Here is an 18,294-nt window from a genome sequence, read left to right as displayed (position 1 = left end):
CCGGTTCACCTTAATCGGAGGTGCCATGCGGATCGGACTGTTCCTCGGCGCCGGCGGCGCGCCGCTGGACGCGCTCACCGGCCAGGTCGAGGCGGCCGCCGAGGCGGGGCTGGCGAGCGCCTACTTCGGCCAGTTCGGCGAGTGGGACGCCATCACCGTCGCGGCCCTCGCGGGGCGGGCGGCGCCCGGCGTCGAGGTCGGCACCGCCGTCGTCCCGACCTACCCGCGCCACCCGCTCGCGCTCGCGAGCCAGGCGCTCACCGCCCAGGCCGCGACCGGCGGCCGGTTCGTGCTCGGCGTCGGGCCGAGCCACCGGTGGTACATCGAGGACTCCCACGGCTACGACTACGCGCGCCCGGCGCGGCACGTCCGCGAGTACCTGACGGCCCTCCGCCCCCTGCTGCACGGCGAGGCCGTCGACTACCACGGCGAGACGCTGACGGCCGTCGGGCAGGTCGCCCCCGCGGGCGTCGCTCCCCCGCAGCTCGTGGTGGCGGCGCTCGGGCCCGTGATGCTGCGCGTCGCGGGCGAGCTCGCCGACGGCGTCGTCACGACCTGGACGGGCGCCGCCGCGCTCGCCGGCCACATCGTGCCGAAGGTGACGGCGGCGGCCGAGGCGGCGGGCCGCCCGGCGCCGCGCGTGCTCGCCGGGACCGTCATGGCGCTCACCGCCGACCCGGACGCCGCCCGCGACGAGCTCGCCGCGCGGCTCGGTTTCGCCGGCGACCTGCCCGCCTACCGCGCCCTGCTGGACCGCCAGGGCCTGGCGGGCGTCCACGAGACCGTCGTGGCGGGCGACGAGGCCCTCCTGGAGCGCGAGATCGCCCGGTTCGCCGACGCCGGGGTCACGGACCTGCTCGTCAGCCCGCACGGCGGCGAGCCGGCCCGCACCCTGGAGTTCCTCGGCGGCCTCGTCAGAGCCGGTCGCGCAGCTCCCGCTTGAGGATCTTCCCGGCCGCCGACACCGGGATCTCGTCCACGAACCGCACCTCGCGCAGCTTCTTGTAGTGGACGACCTGCGCGTTCACGTACGCCAGCAGGTCGTCCTCGGCGAGGTCGCCGGCGCGCACGACGAACGCCGTCGGCAGCTCCCCCGCCGCCTCGTCGGGGCGGCCCACCACGGCCGCCCCGGCGACCGCCGGGTGGGCGAGCAGCTTCTCCTCCAGCTCGCGCGGATAGACGTTGTAGCCGTTGTAGATCAGCATGTCCTTCTTGCGGTCCACGATGGCCAGGTAGCCGTCCTCGTCGAGGACGCCGATGTCGCCGGTGCGCAGCCAGCCGTCGTCGCTCAGCACCGCGGCGGTCTCCTCGGGCCGGTTCAGATAGCCGGCCATGACCTGCGGGCCCTTGACGCACACCTCGCCCTCGGCGCCCGCCGGCAGCCCCGGCGTGGCGTCGGTGACCTCGGGCTCGCCGGCGTCCACGACCTTGACGAGGGTGTCGGCGACCGCCGGGCCGACGGTGCCGGCCTTGCGGACGCCCGAGACGTTGCCGGGGTTCGCGGTCGCGCCCATGCTGACCTCGGTGAGCCCGTACGCCTCGACCACGATCGCGCCGGGGAAGGTCGCCTCCAGCCGGGCGATCATGTCGTGCGACAGCGGCGCCGCGCCCGACCGGATGGCCTGCACGCTCGACAGGTCGCGCTCGGCGAAGGTGGGGTCGGCGAACAGCGCGGAGAACAGCGCGGGCGCGCCGCCGAGGGCGGTCGCCCGGAACTTCTCCAGGTCGGCGAGGAACGCCGGGACGTCCAGCCGCGGATGCACGACGATCGTGGAGCCGGCGAGCAGCGGGTTGCTGAGGTAGCCGATCGTGCCCATGGCGTGGAACCAGGGCGCCACGTTGACCAGCACGTTCTCGCCGAGCGGGATGGGGAAGTCGGGGTCGCCCGCCGGAGCGTCCAGGACGAGGCCGCCCGCCTCGTCCACGGTCGCGGTGCCGCCGGTCGCGCCGTGCGAGAACTGGATCACGTTCACCACGACGTTGCGGTGCGGCAGCATCACGCCCTTGGACCGGCCGGTGGTGCCGCCGGTGTAGGCGATGTGGGCGAGGTCGCGGCGGGTGTCGATGTCCACGGCGGGCGGCTCGTCCGGCCGCCCGGCGCCGACGTCCTCGAACGCCGCGCCGCGGCCGGCGAACGCGCCGTCGCAGACCTGTGCCGCGTCCACCGGCCCGAACGCGCCCGCGACGATCACCGTGGCGACCTGGGTGCGGGCGAGCGCCGCCGCGACCGACGGGGCGACGAGGTCGACCGTGACCACCGCGACCGCGCCGCAGTCGGCGAGCTGGAAGGCCAGGTCGTCGACCGGCAGCAGCGGGTTGCAGGGCGAGAAGGTCGCCCCGGCGAGCAGCGTCCCGTAGTAGGCGACGGCGAACTCGGGGATGTTCGGCAGGTGCAGCGCGACGACGTCGCCGCGGCCGATGCCGCGCGCCCGCAGTCCGTGGGCGAAGCGGGCCGCGTCGGCGGCGAGCTCGGTGTAGGAGATGTCGCGGCCCTGGTAGTGCAGGGCCGTCCGGCCGCCCCACCGCCGGGCCGCGCCGGTCAGGATCGCGCCCACGGGGACGTCGGGGTACTCCAGGGTGACAGCGGGAGACGTCGCGCCCTTCGCCATCCGACACCGTCCTTCCATGATGGTGGTGCAGGTCACCCCCATAGAATCGCGTTCGGTGGCGGGGGCGCAAGCGACCCCTTACCCCGGCCGCGTCAGCCGGGGACGATGAAGCCGGTCTCGTAGGCGAGGATGACCGCCTGCGTGCGGTCGCGCGCCGCCAGCTTGCCGAGGACGTTGCCGACGTGCGTCTTCACCGTCTGGGTGCTGACGAACAGCTCGGCGGCGATCTCGGCGTTGGAGCGGCCCTTGGCCATCAGCCGCAGCACGTCCGCCTCCCGCTCGGTGAGCCGCGCGTGCCAGCGCGCCGCGCCGGGCCGCGCGCCCGCCGGGCCGTGCGCGGCGGCGAGCGCGCGGATCGCCGCCGGGAACAGCAGGCTCTCCCCGCCCGCGACCAGCCGGATCGCCTGGACGATCTCCTCGGGCCTGGCCCGCTTCAGCAGGAACCCGTGCGCGCCCGCCTTCAGCGCCGCGTACACGTACTCGTCGTTCTCGAAGGTCGTGACGACGATGACGCGGGGCGGGTCGGCGTGCGCGGCGAGCAGCCGCCGGGTCGCCTGGAGTCCGTCCACCTCGGGCATCCGCACGTCCATCAGCACCACGTCGGGGCGGAGCCGCGCCACCTGGCCGGGCACCTCCGAGCCGTCGGCGGCCTCCCCGGCCACCGCCAGGTCGTCCTCCGCCGCGATGATCGCCGCGAGGCCGGCGCGGATGAGCCGCTCGTCGTCCACCAGGAGCACCCGGATCGTCATGAGGCGGACCTTAGCGGCAGCGACACCCCGACGCGCCAGCGGTCGCCGTCCGGCCCGGCGGTGAGCGCGCCGTGCAGGACGAGCACCCGCTCGCGGACGCCGCCGAGGCCGCGCCCGCCGCCCGGACCGGGCGCCGGGCGGCCGGACCCGAGCGGGTTGGAGACCTCCAGGGCCAGCTCGCCGTCCGCGACCGCGACGCGCAGCCGCACCGGGACGGGCCCGGCGTGCTTCAGCGCGTTGGTGAGGGCCTCCTGGACGATCCGGTACGCCTCGCGCGACACCGCCGCCGGGACCCGGTCGAGGCCGGGGCCGACCTCGGCGTCCAGCTCCACCCCGGCGAGGCGGGCCTGGTCCAGCAGCCGGCCGAGGCAGGCGAGCGTCGGCTGCGGCGCGGTGCGCGCGGCGTCCTCGCGGAGCAGGCCGAGGACGTGGTCGAGGTCCTCCAGCGCGGCGCGGGCCGACTCCTCGATGGCGCCGAGGGCCTCGCGCGCGAACGCCGGGTCGGCGTCCAGGACGCGGCGGGCCGCGCCCGCCTGGAGGGTGACGACGCTGAGGGCGTGCCCGACCGAGTCGTGCAGCTCGCGGGCCAGCCGGTTGCGCTCGGCGAGGCGGACCGCGCGCGCCTCCAGCGCGGCGAGCCGCTCGGCGGGCGCCGGGCCGAGCAGGCGGGGCGCGAGGCGGGCGAGCAGCGCCCCCGTCCCGATGATCAGCGCGAGCAGCGCGGCGAGCGCGAGGAGCGCGGCGGGCGGGACGAGCCAGGGCCAGGGGCCGCGCGTGAAGCGCCCCGTCCCGGGCTCGCCGGCGCCCCAGCGCAGCAGCGGGTAGAGGGCGCCGGCCGCCGCGACCGCCGGCACCGCCAGGCTGAGGGCGCCGACGGCGACCCCGGCGTGCAGGTGCAGGGTGAACCAGGCGCCCGTCCGCACCCGGCTCCGCCAGCCGCGCGCGGGCGCCGCCGGCAGGTCCGCGGCGGCGCCGCCGAGCAGCTCCTTGGCGGCGGTGCCCTCCAGCACCCGGACCGTCGGGACGAGGCCGGTCACGAACGTCCCGGCCACCGGCAGGACGAGCAGCACGAGCGGCGCCTGGAGGGCCGCCGCGTGCGGGACCGGCACCAGCGACGCGGCGGCCATGCCCGCGATCCAGTACGGCAGCAGCAGGGCGCCGCCGGCCACCAGGTAGGACCAGCGGCGCCAGGTGGTCCGCGCGATCAGGACCCGCAGGGTTCGGCGCACCCCCCGATCCTGGCAGGGCCGGGCGTCCCGGGCCTCCCCCGCCGGGGGGAGGCGCCCCCGCTAGCCGCGGCCCGTCTCGTCGCGCTCGGCGAGCCTGGCGAGGCGGGCGTTGTAGGCGGCGAGCTCGTCGTCCTGCGCGCCCTTCTCGCCGCGCGCGGCGGCGCGGTCGGCGCGCCGGTCCTCGCGGCGGGCCTGCCGCCGGTCGTCGAAGAACCACTGGAAGCCGAGCACGATCAGCACGATGAAGGTGGGGATCTCGCCGAAGCCCCAGGCGATCGCGCCGCCGGTGTGGACGTCCTTCAGCACCGAGGTGCCCCACTCGGGGCGCACCGCCTCGTACCAGCCGGCCGCGACCGGCTGTGACAGGTTCATCAGCGCGATGCCGAAGAAGGCGTGGAAGGGCATGGTGACGAACAGCAGCAGCAGGCGGCCCGGGTAGGGCAGCCGGTGCGGCGCCGGGTCCACGCCGATCAGCACCCAGAAGAACAGGCAGCCGGCCAGCAGGAAGTGCACCGTCATCGCGATGTGCCCGAGGTGGTTGCGCATCGCGCTCTCGAACAGCGGCGTGAAGTACAGCGCGAAGGTGCTCGCCACGAAGATGATCGTGGCGACCGCCGGATGCGCGACGAACGACGTGTACCGGCTCTGCAGCACGGCCGTCAGCCACTCGCGCGGCCCCCGGTCGCCGCGGATCCGCGCGGGCTTCAGCGCCCGCAGCGCCAGCGTGACCGGCGCGCCCGACACCAGGAAGATCGGCGTCAGCATGTTCAGCACCATGTGCTGGATCATGTGCATGCTGAACAGGACGGGCGCGTACCGCGCCATCCCGGTCTCGGTGACGGCCACGATGGTGGCCAGCCCGGTGAACCAGGCGACGGTCCGCAGCACCGGCCAGGCGTCGCCGCGGCGGCGCAGCCGGACGAGCCCGGCGATGTAGAGGCCGCCGAGCGCGAGGACGAGCGCGGCGAAGAAGAAGTCGAACGTCCAGAGGCCCGCCAGGCGCCCGAAGGTGAGCTGCGGCGGCGCGTCGTAGCCGGTCAGCGCCTTGACGGGGGTCTCCTCGCCGGCCGGGGCGGGCGGCGCGGTGCGGGCGAGCGCGACGGCGAGGCCCATGGTGGCGCCCATTACCGCGATCTCGACGGTGGCGAGCCGGGCGAACGCGCCGGGGCGCCGGTCCGCGACGGCGGGCAGCGTCCGCCGGCGGTGCCACCAGCCGAACCAGCCGAGCAGCGCGAACGCCACGATCTTGCCGAGGGCGAGGCGCCCGTAGTCGGTGCTCAGCAGCTCGGCGGGGTCGGGCAGCCGGGCGATGACGTTCACCAGGCCGCTGGCGCCGACGACGACGTAGCACCACAGCGCCATCCGGCTGTACCGCTCGGCCATGACGCCGAGCCGGTCGCGGCCGAGCAGCGCGTGCGCGCAGACGACGGCGAGGCCGCCGACCCAGGGCGCGACGGCCGCCACGTGCAGGGCGACGCCGGTGACGGCGACCGAGTGGTTGGCGGCCGAGGCCGAGTGGCCGGTGAGCGGCGGCGGCAGCAGCGCGATCCCGGCGAGGACGAGCAGCCCGGCGGTGGCGCCGGGCGTGGTGGTGGTGCGGCCGAGCAGCGCGACGACGACGGCGAGCAGCACGACCAGCATGAGCGCGGTGCCCTGCGGGAGCTGCCCGACGTAGCCGCTCAGCTCGCTGCCGGTCAGCACCTCGCCGACCGGCTGGCCGAGCACGTCGGCGACGGTGAACACCAGCGTGGCGGCGGCCGCCGCGGCCCACGCCGCGGCGGCCCAGGACGCGGCCCGCACGTAGCCGGCCGCGTCGTCGCCGAGCCGCACGGCGCCCTTGGCGCCGGTGAGCGGCAGCAGGAACACCCCGGCCAGCAGGCCGCCGACGGTGGCGGCGGCGCTCAGGTCCATCAGCGTGCGCGCGACCGGCAGCCCCCAGCGGGTCGCGGTGCCCGCGTCGCCGAGCCCGGGGATGATCTTCTCGGCCACCGCGCCGCCGAGCACCAGCGCCGCCGCGAGCACGATGATCGAGGCGGCCACCGCGACCGCGGCGGCGCGGACGACGGCCAGGGCGTTCCTGCTCATGGGCGCATCACTTCCGGGCCGCGTCGTCCCCGGCGGCCGCGTCGGTCCGGTCGGCGCCGTCGCCGTCGCCGGCGGCGGGCGCTGCGGGCGCTGCGGGCGTGCCGGCCTTGGCGGCGGGCTTGCGGCGCTTGGCGAAGGCCACGATGCCGACGCCGATGCCGATGCCGACCAGCGCCCCCACCCCGATCATGATCCACTTGGTGGTGCCGGAGCCGCCCTCCGCCTTGTCGGCCTTCTCGTCCACCTCGGCCGGGACGGTGTCGGTCGGCGCCGTCACCGGCACCGCCGCGGCGGCGCCCTCCGACGGGGCCGCCTCGGCGCCCGCGGCGGCGGGCGCGGCGGTGAAGGACAGGTCGTCGCCCTGCACGCGGTGGCCGTCCTCGCCGACGACGGCGTAGGCGACGGTGTACTGCCCGGCGGGCAGCGCGCCGGTGAGGCGCTGGGTGACCTTGGTGCCCTCGTGGGCGGCGGCGCCGGACTGGAAGGTCTTGCCGTGCCCGTCCTTGACCACCACCTTCGCGACGCTGATCTTGTCGCTGAACACCAGCTCGATCCGGGTCACCCCGGCGGCCGTCGCGTCCTTGCCCGGCGTGCTGCTGACGAGGCGGGTGTGGGCCAGGGCGGGGGTGGCGGTGCCGAACAGCACGGCGCCGGACAGCGCGGCGAGGGCCGCGGCCACGCCGGCGCGGCGCAGGGGGCGGAAGGTGGGGCGCTTCATGGGAGGCCGGATTCTCCAGTAGGGAAGGGCGTTATGGGAAAGAAGGCGCGTCCAGCCTACTGAGCCCGCGCACCGTTGCGGCACCGGTACGGCTCCGGCTCGCCGCCGCGTCCCACCGCCGGGCGCCCTACCAGGAGCCGAGGACGTGCCCGCGGCCGTGGGCGGCGAACCGGCCGTCGAGGGCGGCGGCGTCCTCCGCGCCGAGCGGCCGGTAGGCCAGGTCGCGGCCGGGCCGCCACCAGACCGGGTCCGGGCCCGCCCAGTACAGGCGGCGGAGCGGCCGCTTGTCGACCTTGCCGGTGGCGGTGAGCGGCATCGCCCCGACGATCCGCACGAACCGGGGCGCCCACTTGGTGCCGAGGTCGGGCTGGGCGGCCAGGAACGCGGCGAACGCGGCCGGGTCGAAGGCGCCGCGCAGCTCCAGGGCCGCCATCACCTGGTCGCCGGTGCGCGGGTCGGGCACCGGGTAGACCGCGCACATGACCGCTTCGGGCCAGCGCGACAGGATCCGCTCGACGGGCGCGGCGGCGAAGTTCTCGCTGTCGACCCGCAGCCGGTCGGCGCCGCGCCCGGCGAAGTAGAAGAAGCCCTCCGCGTCGCGGTAGCCGAGGTCGCCGCTCCAGTAGCGGCCGTCGTGGACGCGCTCGGCGTCGGCTTCGGGGTTGTTGTAGTAGCCCTCGAAGGAGCCGGAGGTGTTGAGGCCGACGAGCTCGCCGATGGCCGCGCCGGGGTTGGCGAGGCGCCCGGCGGCGTCGAACTCCGCGCAGGCGCACTCGTCGCCGGTCGCGGGGTCCAGGACGGCGACGCGGACGCCGTCCGGGGGCAGGCCGAGCGCGTCGGGCGGCGTGCCGGGGACCTTGTTGATCGAGATGGCGCCCTCGCTGGACCCGTAGCCCTCGATGATGCGGCAGCCGAACCGGCGCGCGAACCCGGCCATGTCCTGCGCGGACGCCTCGGTGCCGAAGACCGCCTCCAGGGTGGTGGCGGCGTCGCCGTCCCGCTCGGGGGTGGCGAGGATGTAGGCGAGCGCGCGGCCGACGTAGTTGAAGTAGGTGACGCCGTAGCGGCGCACGTCGGGCAGGAACCCCGACGCCGAGAACCGGCGGCGGAGCACGACCGTCGCGCCGGCGTGCAGGGCCATGGCGAGGTTGGCCATCACCGAGTTGCCGTGGAAGAGCGGCATCGCGCAGTAGGTGACGCTGCCGCGCCCGATGCCCATCCGGGCGCCGCCCGCCGCGATGGCGGCGAGGCGCCCCTGGCTGCAGACGACGGCCTTCGGGGCGCCGGTCGAGCCGGAGGTGAACAGCAGCAGGAGCCGGTCGCCGGGGGCGAGGCCCGCGACGTCGGGGACGGGCGGGTCGGCGGGCAGCGCCGCCCGGTACTCGGCCGAGTCGGTGAGCAGCACCGGCGCGCCGGCCGGGCCGGTGCCGAGCAGCCCGGCGTGCGCGGTGTCGGTGACGATGAGGTCGCAGTCGGTGTGCGCGACGTCGGCGGCGAGCTCGGCGCCGCGCCGCGTCGGGTTGATGCCGACCACGGTGGCCCCGGCGAGCGCCGCCCCGAGGATCCAGTACACGTACTCGGGCACGTTCTCCAGCAGCACCCCGGCGTGCCGGGGCCGCCCGGCGGGGGCCGGGAAGGCGTCCAGCAGGGCCGCGCGGGCGCGGGCCTCGCGCACCACCTCGGCCCAGCTGCGGACCTCGTCCTCGAACAGCAGGCCCGGGTGGGCGTCGCCCGCCCGGGCCAGGACCAGTTCCGCGAAGATCCCGCTCGCCATGGCGCGAGCGTGTCACCCAAGCGGTCGCTTGGTCAAGAGCAGCCGCAGTCGCAGCACGAGCAGCAGTCGCAGCAGTCGCAGTCGCAGTCGCAGCTCCCGTCGCAGTGCCGGGTGCACCAGCAGCGGTCGGCGCAGTCCGCGCCGCGGTGCTCGCTCCACTCGGGCTGGTAGACGCCGCAGGTCACGCAGACGACGCCGCCCGCCAGGCACGGCAGCGGGAAGCCCGGACGCGGCGTCCCGCCCTTGCCGTGGAAGCCGTCCCCGCCGTGGCCGCCCCAGCCGCCGCCCCCGCCGGGATGGGACGGCGGCGGCCCCTGCGGCGGGTACGGCCCCTGCGGCGGGTACGGCTGCTGCGGCCCGTAGGGCCGCTCCCACCGGCCGGGGCCGCCCTGCCCGGAGTGGGCGGCGAAGGCGCGGTCCACCGAGCGCCGGACCTCGCGGTCCAGCAGGGCGCGGACGAGGCGCGGCTCCGCCAGCTCCACGTCGGCGAGGGCGAGCCGGAGGCCGTGCAGGGCGTCGTCGCAGCGGCGCCGCGCCTCGGCGGGCGCGGTGCCGGTCGCGACGAGCGGGTTGTAGGCGCCCGCGGCCAGGTCGGCGGGGGCGTCCTCGACGGCGTCGAGGAGGTGCGCGAGCCGCCCGAAGGAGCGGCCCGCCTCGGCGAGCGCCGCGGCGTTGCCCGGGCGGCCCGCGAGGACGGCGGTGTGCGCGAAGACCGCCGCGACGGCCGTCTCGGTCGGCTCGGTCAGCTCCGGCAGCGTCCGCCCGCCCGCGGCCTCCAGCAGCGGCTGGCGGGCCACGGCGTCGCGCAGCACGGCCGGGTCGAACCCGACGGCGGCGCCGGTGCGGCCGCCCGCCGCGTCCCAGCGCCCGGCCATCCGCCCGGCGGCCGCCGCGACGAGCCGGCGCCCGTAGGGGCCGTCGCCGTCGGCGACGTGGTCGCGGGCCTTGCCCGCGGCGAGCAGCAGCGACGCGGCGGCGGCGAGCCGGGCGCCCTCGGCACGGGCCGCCACGACCTCGGCGCCCTTCATGCCGCGCAGCGCGCACGGCCCCGCCTCGCGGCGCGGCGAGCGGTCCGGCGCCTGCGCCTCGACCAGCACCGACACGAGCAGGCCGTCGTAGTTGGTGGCGAGCCGGGCGGCCTGGCCGTGCTCGGCGCGCAGCGCCAGGCAGAGGCCGCACAGGTGCGCCATCCAGTCCTTGAACAGCGTCCCGCAGAGCCCGTGCCTGCACGGGCGGACGACTCCGAACATCCGGTCAGACGCCCGCGCAGGTGAGGGCGCGCTGGTAGGCGGCGAGCCGGGAGTCCTCCTGGCCGCCGGTCTCGGCGAGCAGCTCGGCGAGATCGAACCAGGTCTGCGCGGCCTCCCGCGCGGACTCCATCCGCTCCAGGTGGGTGGCGGCGCCGGTCAGCGCCTCCACCGCCCGGTTGCGGTGGCCGAGGCGGACGTGGGCCTCGCCGAGCACGGTGAGCGCGCTCGCGGCGGCGCGGCGCGGCGCGTCCCCGAGCAGGTCCAGGGCCTCCTCGGCGAGCGCGACGGCCTCGCCGGGGCGGCCGAGGGCGGTCTCGGCGCGGGCCAGCTCGGTCAGGCAGAGCGCGGTGTCGATCTCGCCGGCGGCCTGCGCGGCGCTCTCGGCCCGCACCCGGCCGAGCAGGTCCAGGGCGTGCGCGGCCTGGTCGGGGTGGGCGCGCAGCAGCAGCCCGGCGTAGGAGACGCGCAGCCGGTTCAGCTCGCGCGGGTCGGGCAGCTCGCCGGCGAGCAGCAGCGCCCGCTCGATCAGCGCGACGCCCTCGTCGTACTCGCCGCGGACCTCGGCGACGGCGGCGGCCTGCCAGTAGGCGACGACGCGGGCGCTCGCGGTGCCGACGCGCTCGGCCCGCTCGACGACCTGGGCGGCGAGCTGGCGGGCCCGCACGAGGTCGCCGCGCTCGACGAAGGCGCCGAGCAGCGCGGCGCCGAGCCGCACCGCGGCCTCGGTCGAGTCGGCGCCGGTCGCGACCAGGTGCCGCTGCGCCTCCTCGGCGACCTGCACCCCGGCGGTGGCGTCGCCGCGCTCGCGCAGGCACCGGCTGAGCGCGATGTGCACCCGGGCCCAGTGGTCGAGGTCGGCCTCGGCGGACGCCTCGGCGGTGAGCGTGCGCAGCTCGCCGATCGCCTCCTCCAGGCCGCCCGCCGCCTCCAGCGCGAGCGCGTGGCCCCAGCGGGCCTGGTGCAGCATGTCGGGCAGCGCGACCGCGTCCGCGCTCGCCAGCACCTCGGCGAAGCGGGTGCGGGCCTCGGCGGCGGCGCCGTTGCGCAGCGCGATCTCGGCGTAGTCCAGGGTGACGCGCAGCTCGTCGACCACGTCCTCGCTGACGCCGCTCACCAGGTAGGTCGCCGAGCAGCTCAGCTTGCCGGCCAGCAGGTCGATCACGCTCGGGGCCGGCACCCGCTTGTCGCTCTCGATGAGCGAGATGTAGCTGTCGGACAGTTCGGGGAAGGCCAGCTGGGCCTGGCTGATGCCCTGGCGGATGCGCAGCGCGCGGATGCGCTGTCCCAACGTCTCGCGGTCCATCGTTCGTCCACCCACCTAGGAGGTACCCGCCGGGCGCGCGGTGCGCAGGGCGAGGAAGAAGTCGACTCGGTCCTCCAGTGTGCCGAGGTCCCGGCCCGTGAGCTCCTCGATCCGCCTGATTCGGTATCGAAGCGTGTTCACATGGACATGCAGCCGGGACGCCGTCCGGCTCCAGGACCCCGAGCAGGCCAGGAAGACCTCCAGGGTGTGCACGAGGTCGGCGTGCCGGCCGGCGTCGTAGTCCTCCAGCGGGCCGAGCAGCCGGCGCCGGAAGTCCCCCCGCACCTGCGCGGGCACCGAGGCCAGCAGCAGCGCGTAGGAGTCGACGCGGCGGCCCGCGTCGCCCGTCGTTCCCGCCAACTCTCGCATTCGCACCAAGGCAGGCTATTACGGACCGCCCGCCGGGCGCCGCGCCGGACCTCCCCCACCCCGCCGGGCGCCGGCTGCTGTACTAGCGCCATGACCGTTTCCACGCACGTGCTGGACCAGCAGCTGGGCCGGCCCGCCGCCGGCCTGCCCGTCCGCCTGGACCGCTACCGTGACGACACCTGGGAGCCGCTGGCCGAGGGCGCGACCGGCGACGACGGCCGCTGGAGCGCCCCGGCGGCGCCCGGCGCGGCCGCGGACGACCCGACCGGGCCCGGCACCTACCGGCTCCGCTTCGGGTCGGGCAGCTACTTCGCCGGGCGGGGCGCCGCGACCTTCTACCCCGAGATCAGCGTGATCTTCACGGTGGCGGACGGCGGCGAGCACCACCACGTGCCGCTCGCGCTCGGCGCCTTCGGCTACTCCACCTACCGGGGCGGCTGACCGGCCGGGCCGCGGGGCCGGCCGGGGGGGCACCGGTTCACCGACGGGTGATCACGGGCAGTTAGGCTGAGCTGGCCTTATTCCCAGGCCGGCCCCTGACCGGCCGAACACCACCGGAGCCGAATCCGATGTCCCACCCCACCACCGCCACGGCCGAGGGCACGCCGCCCGGCGAGCCGCGCGGCGCCCTGGACCGCTTCTTCCACCTCACCGAGCGAGGCAGCAGCGTCCCCCGCGAGCTCCGCGGCGGCGTCACCACCTTCGTGGCGATGGCCTACATCATCCTGCTCAACCCCCTGATCCTCGGCGGCGCCAAGGACGTCAACGGGATGCAGCTGTCCATCCCGCAGCTCACCACGATGACCGCGCTGTCGGCCGCGGTCACCACGATCGTCATGGGCCTCGTCGGCAACGTGCCGATGGCGCTCGCCTCGGGCCTCGGCATCAACGCCGTCGTCGCCTTCCAGGCCGCGCCGCACATGACCTGGCCGCAGGCGATGGGCCTGGTGGTCATCGAGGGCGTCATCATCGTGATCTTCGCGCTGACCGGCGTCCGGCAGCTGATCATGGACGCCATCCCGCTGGCGCTCAAGCACGCCATCGCGGTCGGCATCGGCGCCTTCATCGCGCTCGTCGGCCTCTACGACGGCGGGTTCATCTCCTCCAGCGCCGCGAGCCCGCCGCTCGCGCTCGGCATCGGCGGCAAGCTGGCGACCTGGCCGAGCGCGGTGTTCGCGCTCGCGCTGGTCCTGATGATCGTGCTGTACGTGCGGCGGGTGCCCGGCGCCATCCTGATCAGCATCGTGGTGGCGACGATCGTCGCGATCGTCATCCAGTCCAACGCCTCCATCCCCAAGCAGGGCGTCGGCTCCTGGGGCATCGTGACCCCCGAGCTGCCCGACAAGTTCTTCGCCGTCCCCGATTTCGGGCTGTTCGGCGAGGTGAGCCTGTTCGGCGGGTTCGCCGAGGCGGGCGTCCTCACCGCGCTCGTCGTGCTGTTCACGCTGGTCCTGTCGGGGTTCTTCGACGCGATGGGCACGATCCTCGGCCTCGGTGACGAGGCCGGCCTCGTCGACGAGCAGGGCCGCCTGCCCGGCCTCGGCCGCATCCTCACCGTGGACGGCGTCTCGGCCGCCTTCGGCGGCATCACCTCGTCCTCGGCGAACACCGTGTTCGTGGAGTCGGCGGCGGGCGTCGGCGAGGGAGCGCGGACCGGCCTCGCCAACATCGCGACGGGCGCGCTGTTCGTCGTCACGCTGTTCCTCACCCCGCTCGCCGCGGTCGTCCCGGCGCAGGCCGCCGCGCCCGCGCTGGTGCTGGTCGGCGCGCTGATGATGGCGCAGGTCGCGAAGGTGGAGTGGGCCGACCTGGACATCGCGATCCCGGCGTTCCTCACCATCGTGTTCATGCCGTTCACCTACTCGATCACCAACGGCATCGGCGCCGGCCTGGTCGCCTACACGCTGATCAAGGTGAGCCGCGGGCGCCCGCGCGACGCGGGCTGGCTGCTCTGGGTCGTGTCGGTCGTGTTCCTGCTCTACTTCGGTTTGAACGTCGTGGAGGACGTTCTGGGTGTCAAATAGTGCCGACATGGCGTAAGCAGAAGGTAGGGCCTTACCCCCCGGCGCGAAAGGCGTGGCTGTGGTGTCCGCGGACTCTCCCCCCGACCCCCGCCTCGACGCCCGCCCGCGCGGCCACGTGCTGCTGGCGCCCGACCGGTTCGCCGGCGCGCTCAGCGCCGCGCGGGTCGCCGGGCACCTGGCGGCCGGGCTCGGCCGCGTCCGCCCCGACGTCCCGCTGGTCGCGCTGCCGGTCGCCGACGGCGGGGACGGCACCGCCGAGGCCGCCATCGCGGCCGGCTGGCGCCGGGTGGAGGTGCGGGTCTGCGGGCCGACCGGGCGCCCGGTCACCGCGGCGCTCGCGGTCCGCGGCGACACCGCCCTCGTCGAGATGGCGGAGGCGTCGGGGGCGCGGCGGGTGCCGGACGGCCGCCCGCAGCCGCTCACCGCGACGAGCGCCGGCACCGGCCAGTTGCTGGTCCACGCCGTCCGGATGGGCGCCCGCCGCATCGTCCTCGGCCTCGGCGGCGCCGCCGGGGCCGACGGCGGCGCCGGGATGGTGCAGGGCATGGGCGGGCGGCTGCTCGACGCGCTCGGCAACGACCTGCCGCCCGGCGGCGCCGCGCTGCGCGCCCTGCACGCCCTGGACCTGCGCGGGCTGCCCGACCTGTCGGGGGTGCGGGTGGTGATCGCCGGGGACGCGGGCGGGCCGCTGCTCGGCCGCGCCGGCGTCGCCGCCGCGGGCCACCGGAGCGGCGGGGGCCGGGAAGAGGCGCGGCTGCTCGACGCGGGGCTGCGCCGCTGGGCCGACCTCGCCGAGGCCGCGTCCCGCCGGGCCGCCCGCGACCTGGCGGGCGCCGGGGCGGCGGGCGGCGTCGGCTTCGCCGCGCTCGCCTTCCTCGGCGCCACCGTGGAGCCGGGCACGCCGTTCCTGCTGGACCTGCTCGGCTTCACCGAGAAGGCCCGCGGGGCGCGGCTCGTCGTCACCGGCGAGGCGACGCTCGACGCCGCGTCGCTGCGCGGCGGGACACCCGCCGGGGTGGCGCGGGCGGCGGCGCGGGCGGGCGCGCAGGTCGTCGCGGTCGCCTGCCGGCGGGGGCTCACCGGCGAGCAGCTCCGCCGGGCCCGCATCCAGGCGGTCTACGCCCTGGAGGACATCGAGCGCGATCCGGCCCGCCGCACCCGGCGGGCCGGATCGCTGCTGGAGGAGCTCACCGTCGCGATCGCCGCCGAGTGGCTGCCCCCGGCGCCGGCCGGGCGCTGACGCCCCCGCTCTTACATAGTGTCAATTTATCGGGGAACGACCGTACATGTTGGACATGGCACGTCCGGGGCCGCCCGGCCCACCCTGAAGTCGTAAGGCCAGGCGAGCGCCCTGGTCGGCGACTCCGGAGGAGATCATGAAGGTCGGCGTACCCCGCGAGATCAAGAACAACGAGTACCGGGTGGCCATCACGCCGGCGGGGGTGCACGAGCTGGCCCGGCACGGCCACGAGGTCGTCGTCGAGCGCGGCGCGGGCGCCGGCTCGGCCATCCCCGACGAGGACTACACCGCCGCCGGCGCCAAGATCGCCGACACCGCGGACGCGGTCTGGGCCGAGGGCGAGCTGATCCTGAAGGTCAAGGAGCCGGTCGCCGACGAGTTCCACCGCATGCGGCGCGGCCAGACCCTGTTCACCTACCTGCACCTCGCCGCGTCCCGCGAGTGCACCGACGCGCTGCTCCAGGCGGGCGTCACCGCGATCGCCTACGAGACCGTCCAGCTGCCGAACCGGTCGCTGCCGCTGCTCGCCCCGATGTCGGAGGTCGCCGGGCGCCTCGCGCCGCAGGTCGGCGCCTACAGCCTGATGCGCTCCAACGGCGGCCGCGGCGTGCTGCCCGGCGGCGTCCCCGGCGTCGCCCCGGCGAAGGTCGTGGTGATCGGCGGCGGCGTGTCGGGGCTGAACGCCGCGCAGATCGCCGTCGGCATGGGCGCCGAGGTGGCGATCCTGGACGTCAGCGTCGACCGGCTGCGGCACATCGACGCCATCTACCAGGGCCGGTTGAAGACGCTGGTCTCCAACGCCTACACGATCGAGCAGGAGGTGCGCGCCGCCGACCTCGTCATCGGCGCGGTGCTGATCCCCGGCGCCAAGGCGCCGAAGCTCGTCACCAACGACCTGGTCGCGCACATGAGGCCGGGCTCGGTGCTGGTGGACATCGCCATCGACCAGGGCGGCTGCTTCGAGGACTCGCGCCCGACCACGCACGACGACCCCACCTACCGGGTGCACGAGTCGATCTTCTACTGCGTGGCGAACATGCCGGGCTCGGTCCCGAACACCTCCACCAACGCGCTCACCAACGTGACGCTGCCCTACGCGGTGCAGATCGCCGACCTCGGCTGGCGGGACGCGCTGCGCGCCGACCCCGCCCTCGCGCTCGGCCTGAACACCCACGCCGGGGAACTGGTGTACGCGCAGGTCGCCGAGGCGCACGGCCTCGCGCACACCCCGCTGGAGGACGTCCTCGCCGGGTGACCGGGCGGCCCGCGGGCGGCGCCGCGCCGCCCGCTAGGGTGACCCCATGGGGGAACTGATCCTGCTGCGGCACGGCGAGACCGAGTGGAGCCGCGCCCGCAGGCACACCGGCCGCACCGACCTGCCGCTCACCGAGGAGGGCGAACGGCAGGCCAGGGCGCTCGCGCCGCTGCTCGCCGACCGGCCCGTCGCGCAGGTCGTCGCGAGCCCGGCCGAGCGCGCCCAGCGCACCGCGACGCTCGCCGGCCTCACCCCCGACGCCATCGACCCCGACCTGTGGGAGTGGGACTACGGCGGCTACGAGGGGATCACCACCGCCGACATCCAGCGCGAGCGCCCCGGCTGGTACCTGTGGGACGACGGCGTCGTCCCCGGCGCCGAGGGCCACCCCGGCGAGACCGTCGAGCAGGTCGGCGACCGCGTGGACCGGGTCATCGCCCGCGCCCGGCAGCGGCTGGAGGGCGGCGACGTCGCGCTCGTCGCGCACGGGCACGTGCTGCGCGTCCTCACCGCCCGCTGGCTCGGCCTGCCCGCCGCCGGCGGGCGGCTGTTCGCCCTCGGCACCGGGACGCTGTCCACGCTCGGCACCGAGCACGACCGCGACGTCATCACCTCCTGGAACGTCCCGGCGCGCTGACGTCCCGGGCCTCCTCGCCGGCCGGCGGCCGACTCCCGGTCGGCGCCCGGCCGAGGACAGAACGGGCCATATAGAATACCCCTCCGGGGGTTTCCCCCCGGGGCTACTCAGGAGGGGACCGACGATGGCCGGCAGCGACACCCCGACCCGCGGCTACACCGCCACCAAGGACCAGCTCCAGACGCGGCTGCGCCGCATCGAGGGCCAGGTGCGCGGGATCGAGCGCATGGTCGAGGACGACCGCTACTGCATCGACGTCCTCACCCAGATCAGCGCCGTGCAGGCCGCCCTGGACAAGGTCGCGCTCGGGCTGCTGGACGGGCACGTCCGGCACTGCGTCGTCGAGGGCGCCGAGGAGGGCAAGAGCGAGGAGATGTCGACCGAGCTGATGGCCGCCGTCGGCCGCCTCATGCGCCGCGGCTGACCGCCCCGCCCCTTTCCGGCCCGCCCCCCTCCGGCCCGCCCCGCGTCAGCCGCCGTCCGGCGGGCCGCAGAGGCCGTGCCCGCCGGAACCGGGCCCGGTGCCGAGCACCTCCTCCTGCATCCGCACCAGCAGCTCCCAGCCGCGCAGGAACGCCGCCCGGTCCTCGGGCGCGAGCCGCTCCATCGTCATGCGCATCGGCGCCAGCCGGCTCTCGACGAACCGCTCGGCGTCGGCGCCGTAGTCGGGGTGGACGCTGACGATCGTGCGCCGCCGGTCGGCCTCGTCGGGACTGCGCACGACGAACCCCGCGCGCTCCAGCTCGCCGGTGAGCTGGCTGACCGTCGCCGGGCTCAGCCCGACCTCCGCCGCGAGCGCCCCGACGGGCGCGGGGCCGCCCATGACCAGCGCGAACATCACCGGCATGTGCCGGGGGCCGAGGCCCGCGTCCTTGACCCGCTCGATCAGCCGGCCGCCCCCGTGGCTCTTGACGTTGCGCACCATCCGCCCGAGCAGCCGGACCAGGACGGCGACGTCCGTCTCCGCGCCGTCCCCGATACCGTTTCCGCTCATGTCTTGAATTTCAACACATCTTCGTGATGGACTCAAGAACGTTGAACTTCAAGCTATC

General features: G+C 76.1%; 16 protein-coding genes and 1 pseudogene. 7 read left to right on the top strand and 10 right to left on the bottom strand.

Annotated elements, in window-relative coordinates; genetic code table 11:
- Nucleotides 1-25 precede the first annotated feature (25 nt).
- Nucleotides 26-943 (top strand): TIGR03564 family F420-dependent LLM class oxidoreductase, encoded by a 918-nt coding sequence (locus K1Y72_RS00220; protein ID WP_220162020.1) that lies wholly within the window; start codon nucleotides 26-28, stop codon nucleotides 941-943.
- Here K1Y72_RS00220 and K1Y72_RS00215 read toward each other — a convergent pair.
- The 9 genes and pseudogenes from K1Y72_RS00215 to K1Y72_RS00175 form a co-directional block, all read right to left on the bottom strand.
- Entirely contained in the window at nucleotides 915-2,609 is a 1,695-nt protein-coding gene (locus K1Y72_RS00215) for an AMP-binding protein (protein WP_258571721.1), read from the bottom strand. The genes K1Y72_RS00220 and K1Y72_RS00215 overlap by 29 nt on opposite strands.
- A 92-nt stretch (nucleotides 2,610-2,701) precedes the next feature.
- The gene (locus K1Y72_RS00210) at nucleotides 2,702-3,358 is read right to left on the bottom strand and encodes a response regulator (protein ID WP_220162018.1); all 657 of its coding nucleotides are present in this window, start codon (nucleotides 3,356-3,358) and stop codon (nucleotides 2,702-2,704) included.
- Nucleotides 3,355-4,587: a sensor histidine kinase gene (locus K1Y72_RS00205; RefSeq protein WP_308286816.1), complete on the bottom strand. Its 1,233-nt coding sequence runs from the start codon at nucleotides 4,585-4,587 to the stop codon at nucleotides 3,355-3,357. The genes K1Y72_RS00210 and K1Y72_RS00205 overlap by 4 nt, the downstream gene beginning before the upstream one ends.
- 60 nt (nucleotides 4,588-4,647) lie before the next feature.
- A complete protein-coding gene (locus tag K1Y72_RS00200; protein WP_220162016.1) occupies nucleotides 4,648-6,672 on the bottom strand; it encodes a bifunctional copper resistance protein CopD/cytochrome c oxidase assembly protein in 2,025 nt (674 codons plus the stop codon).
- 7 nt (nucleotides 6,673-6,679) lie between these two features.
- Nucleotides 6,680-7,390, bottom strand: coding sequence for a copper resistance CopC family protein (locus tag K1Y72_RS00195; RefSeq protein WP_220162014.1), 711 nt, complete (start codon nucleotides 7,388-7,390; stop codon nucleotides 6,680-6,682).
- A gap of 127 nt (nucleotides 7,391-7,517) precedes the next feature.
- Nucleotides 7,518-9,164 (bottom strand): AMP-binding protein, encoded by a 1,647-nt coding sequence (locus K1Y72_RS00190; RefSeq protein ID WP_220162011.1) that lies wholly within the window; start codon nucleotides 9,162-9,164, stop codon nucleotides 7,518-7,520.
- 32 nt (nucleotides 9,165-9,196) lie between these two features.
- Nucleotides 9,197-10,414, bottom strand: coding sequence for a DUF5685 family protein (locus tag K1Y72_RS00185; protein WP_220162009.1), 1,218 nt, complete (start codon nucleotides 10,412-10,414; stop codon nucleotides 9,197-9,199).
- A gap of 4 nt (nucleotides 10,415-10,418) precedes the next feature.
- Entirely contained in the window at nucleotides 10,419-11,717 is a 1,299-nt protein-coding gene (locus K1Y72_RS00180; RefSeq protein ID WP_220162007.1) for a helix-turn-helix domain-containing protein, read from the bottom strand.
- A 15-nt stretch (nucleotides 11,718-11,732) separates the two neighbouring features.
- Nucleotides 11,733-12,089 (bottom strand): annotated as a pseudogene (locus K1Y72_RS00175) (PucR family transcriptional regulator); the annotation flags it as partial.
- 87 nt (nucleotides 12,090-12,176) lie between these two features.
- Here K1Y72_RS00175 and uraH point away from each other — a divergent pair.
- The 6 genes from uraH (at nucleotide 12,177) to K1Y72_RS00145 (ending at nucleotide 17,666) form a co-directional block, all read left to right on the top strand.
- Nucleotides 12,177-12,527, top strand: coding sequence for a hydroxyisourate hydrolase (uraH, locus tag K1Y72_RS00170; protein ID WP_220162002.1), 351 nt, complete (start codon nucleotides 12,177-12,179; stop codon nucleotides 12,525-12,527).
- A 128-nt stretch (nucleotides 12,528-12,655) separates the two neighbouring features.
- Nucleotides 12,656-14,110: an NCS2 family permease gene (locus K1Y72_RS00165; RefSeq protein ID WP_220162001.1), complete on the top strand. Its 1,455-nt coding sequence runs from the start codon at nucleotides 12,656-12,658 to the stop codon at nucleotides 14,108-14,110.
- 61 nt (nucleotides 14,111-14,171) lie between these two features.
- Nucleotides 14,172-15,350 (top strand): glycerate kinase, encoded by a 1,179-nt coding sequence (locus tag K1Y72_RS00160; RefSeq protein ID WP_308286815.1) that lies wholly within the window; start codon nucleotides 14,172-14,174, stop codon nucleotides 15,348-15,350.
- A gap of 136 nt (nucleotides 15,351-15,486) precedes the next feature.
- Nucleotides 15,487-16,605: an alanine dehydrogenase gene (gene ald, locus K1Y72_RS00155; protein WP_220162000.1), complete on the top strand. Its 1,119-nt coding sequence runs from the start codon at nucleotides 15,487-15,489 to the stop codon at nucleotides 16,603-16,605.
- 46 nt (nucleotides 16,606-16,651) lie between these two features.
- Nucleotides 16,652-17,242: a histidine phosphatase family protein gene (locus K1Y72_RS00150; RefSeq protein ID WP_220161999.1), complete on the top strand. Its 591-nt coding sequence runs from the start codon at nucleotides 16,652-16,654 to the stop codon at nucleotides 17,240-17,242.
- A gap of 124 nt (nucleotides 17,243-17,366) precedes the next feature.
- Entirely contained in the window at nucleotides 17,367-17,666 is a 300-nt protein-coding gene (locus K1Y72_RS00145) for a metal-sensitive transcriptional regulator (RefSeq protein WP_220161998.1), read from the top strand.
- Between the two features lie 45 nt (nucleotides 17,667-17,711).
- On the opposite strand, the gene K1Y72_RS00140 is transcribed toward K1Y72_RS00145, so the two are convergent.
- Nucleotides 17,712-18,236, bottom strand: a complete 525-nt coding sequence (locus K1Y72_RS00140; RefSeq protein ID WP_220161997.1) for a MarR family winged helix-turn-helix transcriptional regulator — start codon at nucleotides 18,234-18,236, stop codon at nucleotides 17,712-17,714.
- Nucleotides 18,237-18,294 lie beyond the last annotated feature (58 nt).

The sequence above is a fragment of the Actinomadura parmotrematis genome (assembly GCF_019458805.1).
Lineage (GTDB): Bacteria > Actinomycetota > Actinomycetes > Streptosporangiales > Streptosporangiaceae > Spirillospora > Spirillospora parmotrematis.
The sequence above is the reverse complement of the archived record's forward strand: the minus strand, read 5'-3'. Positions and strand labels throughout refer to the sequence as shown.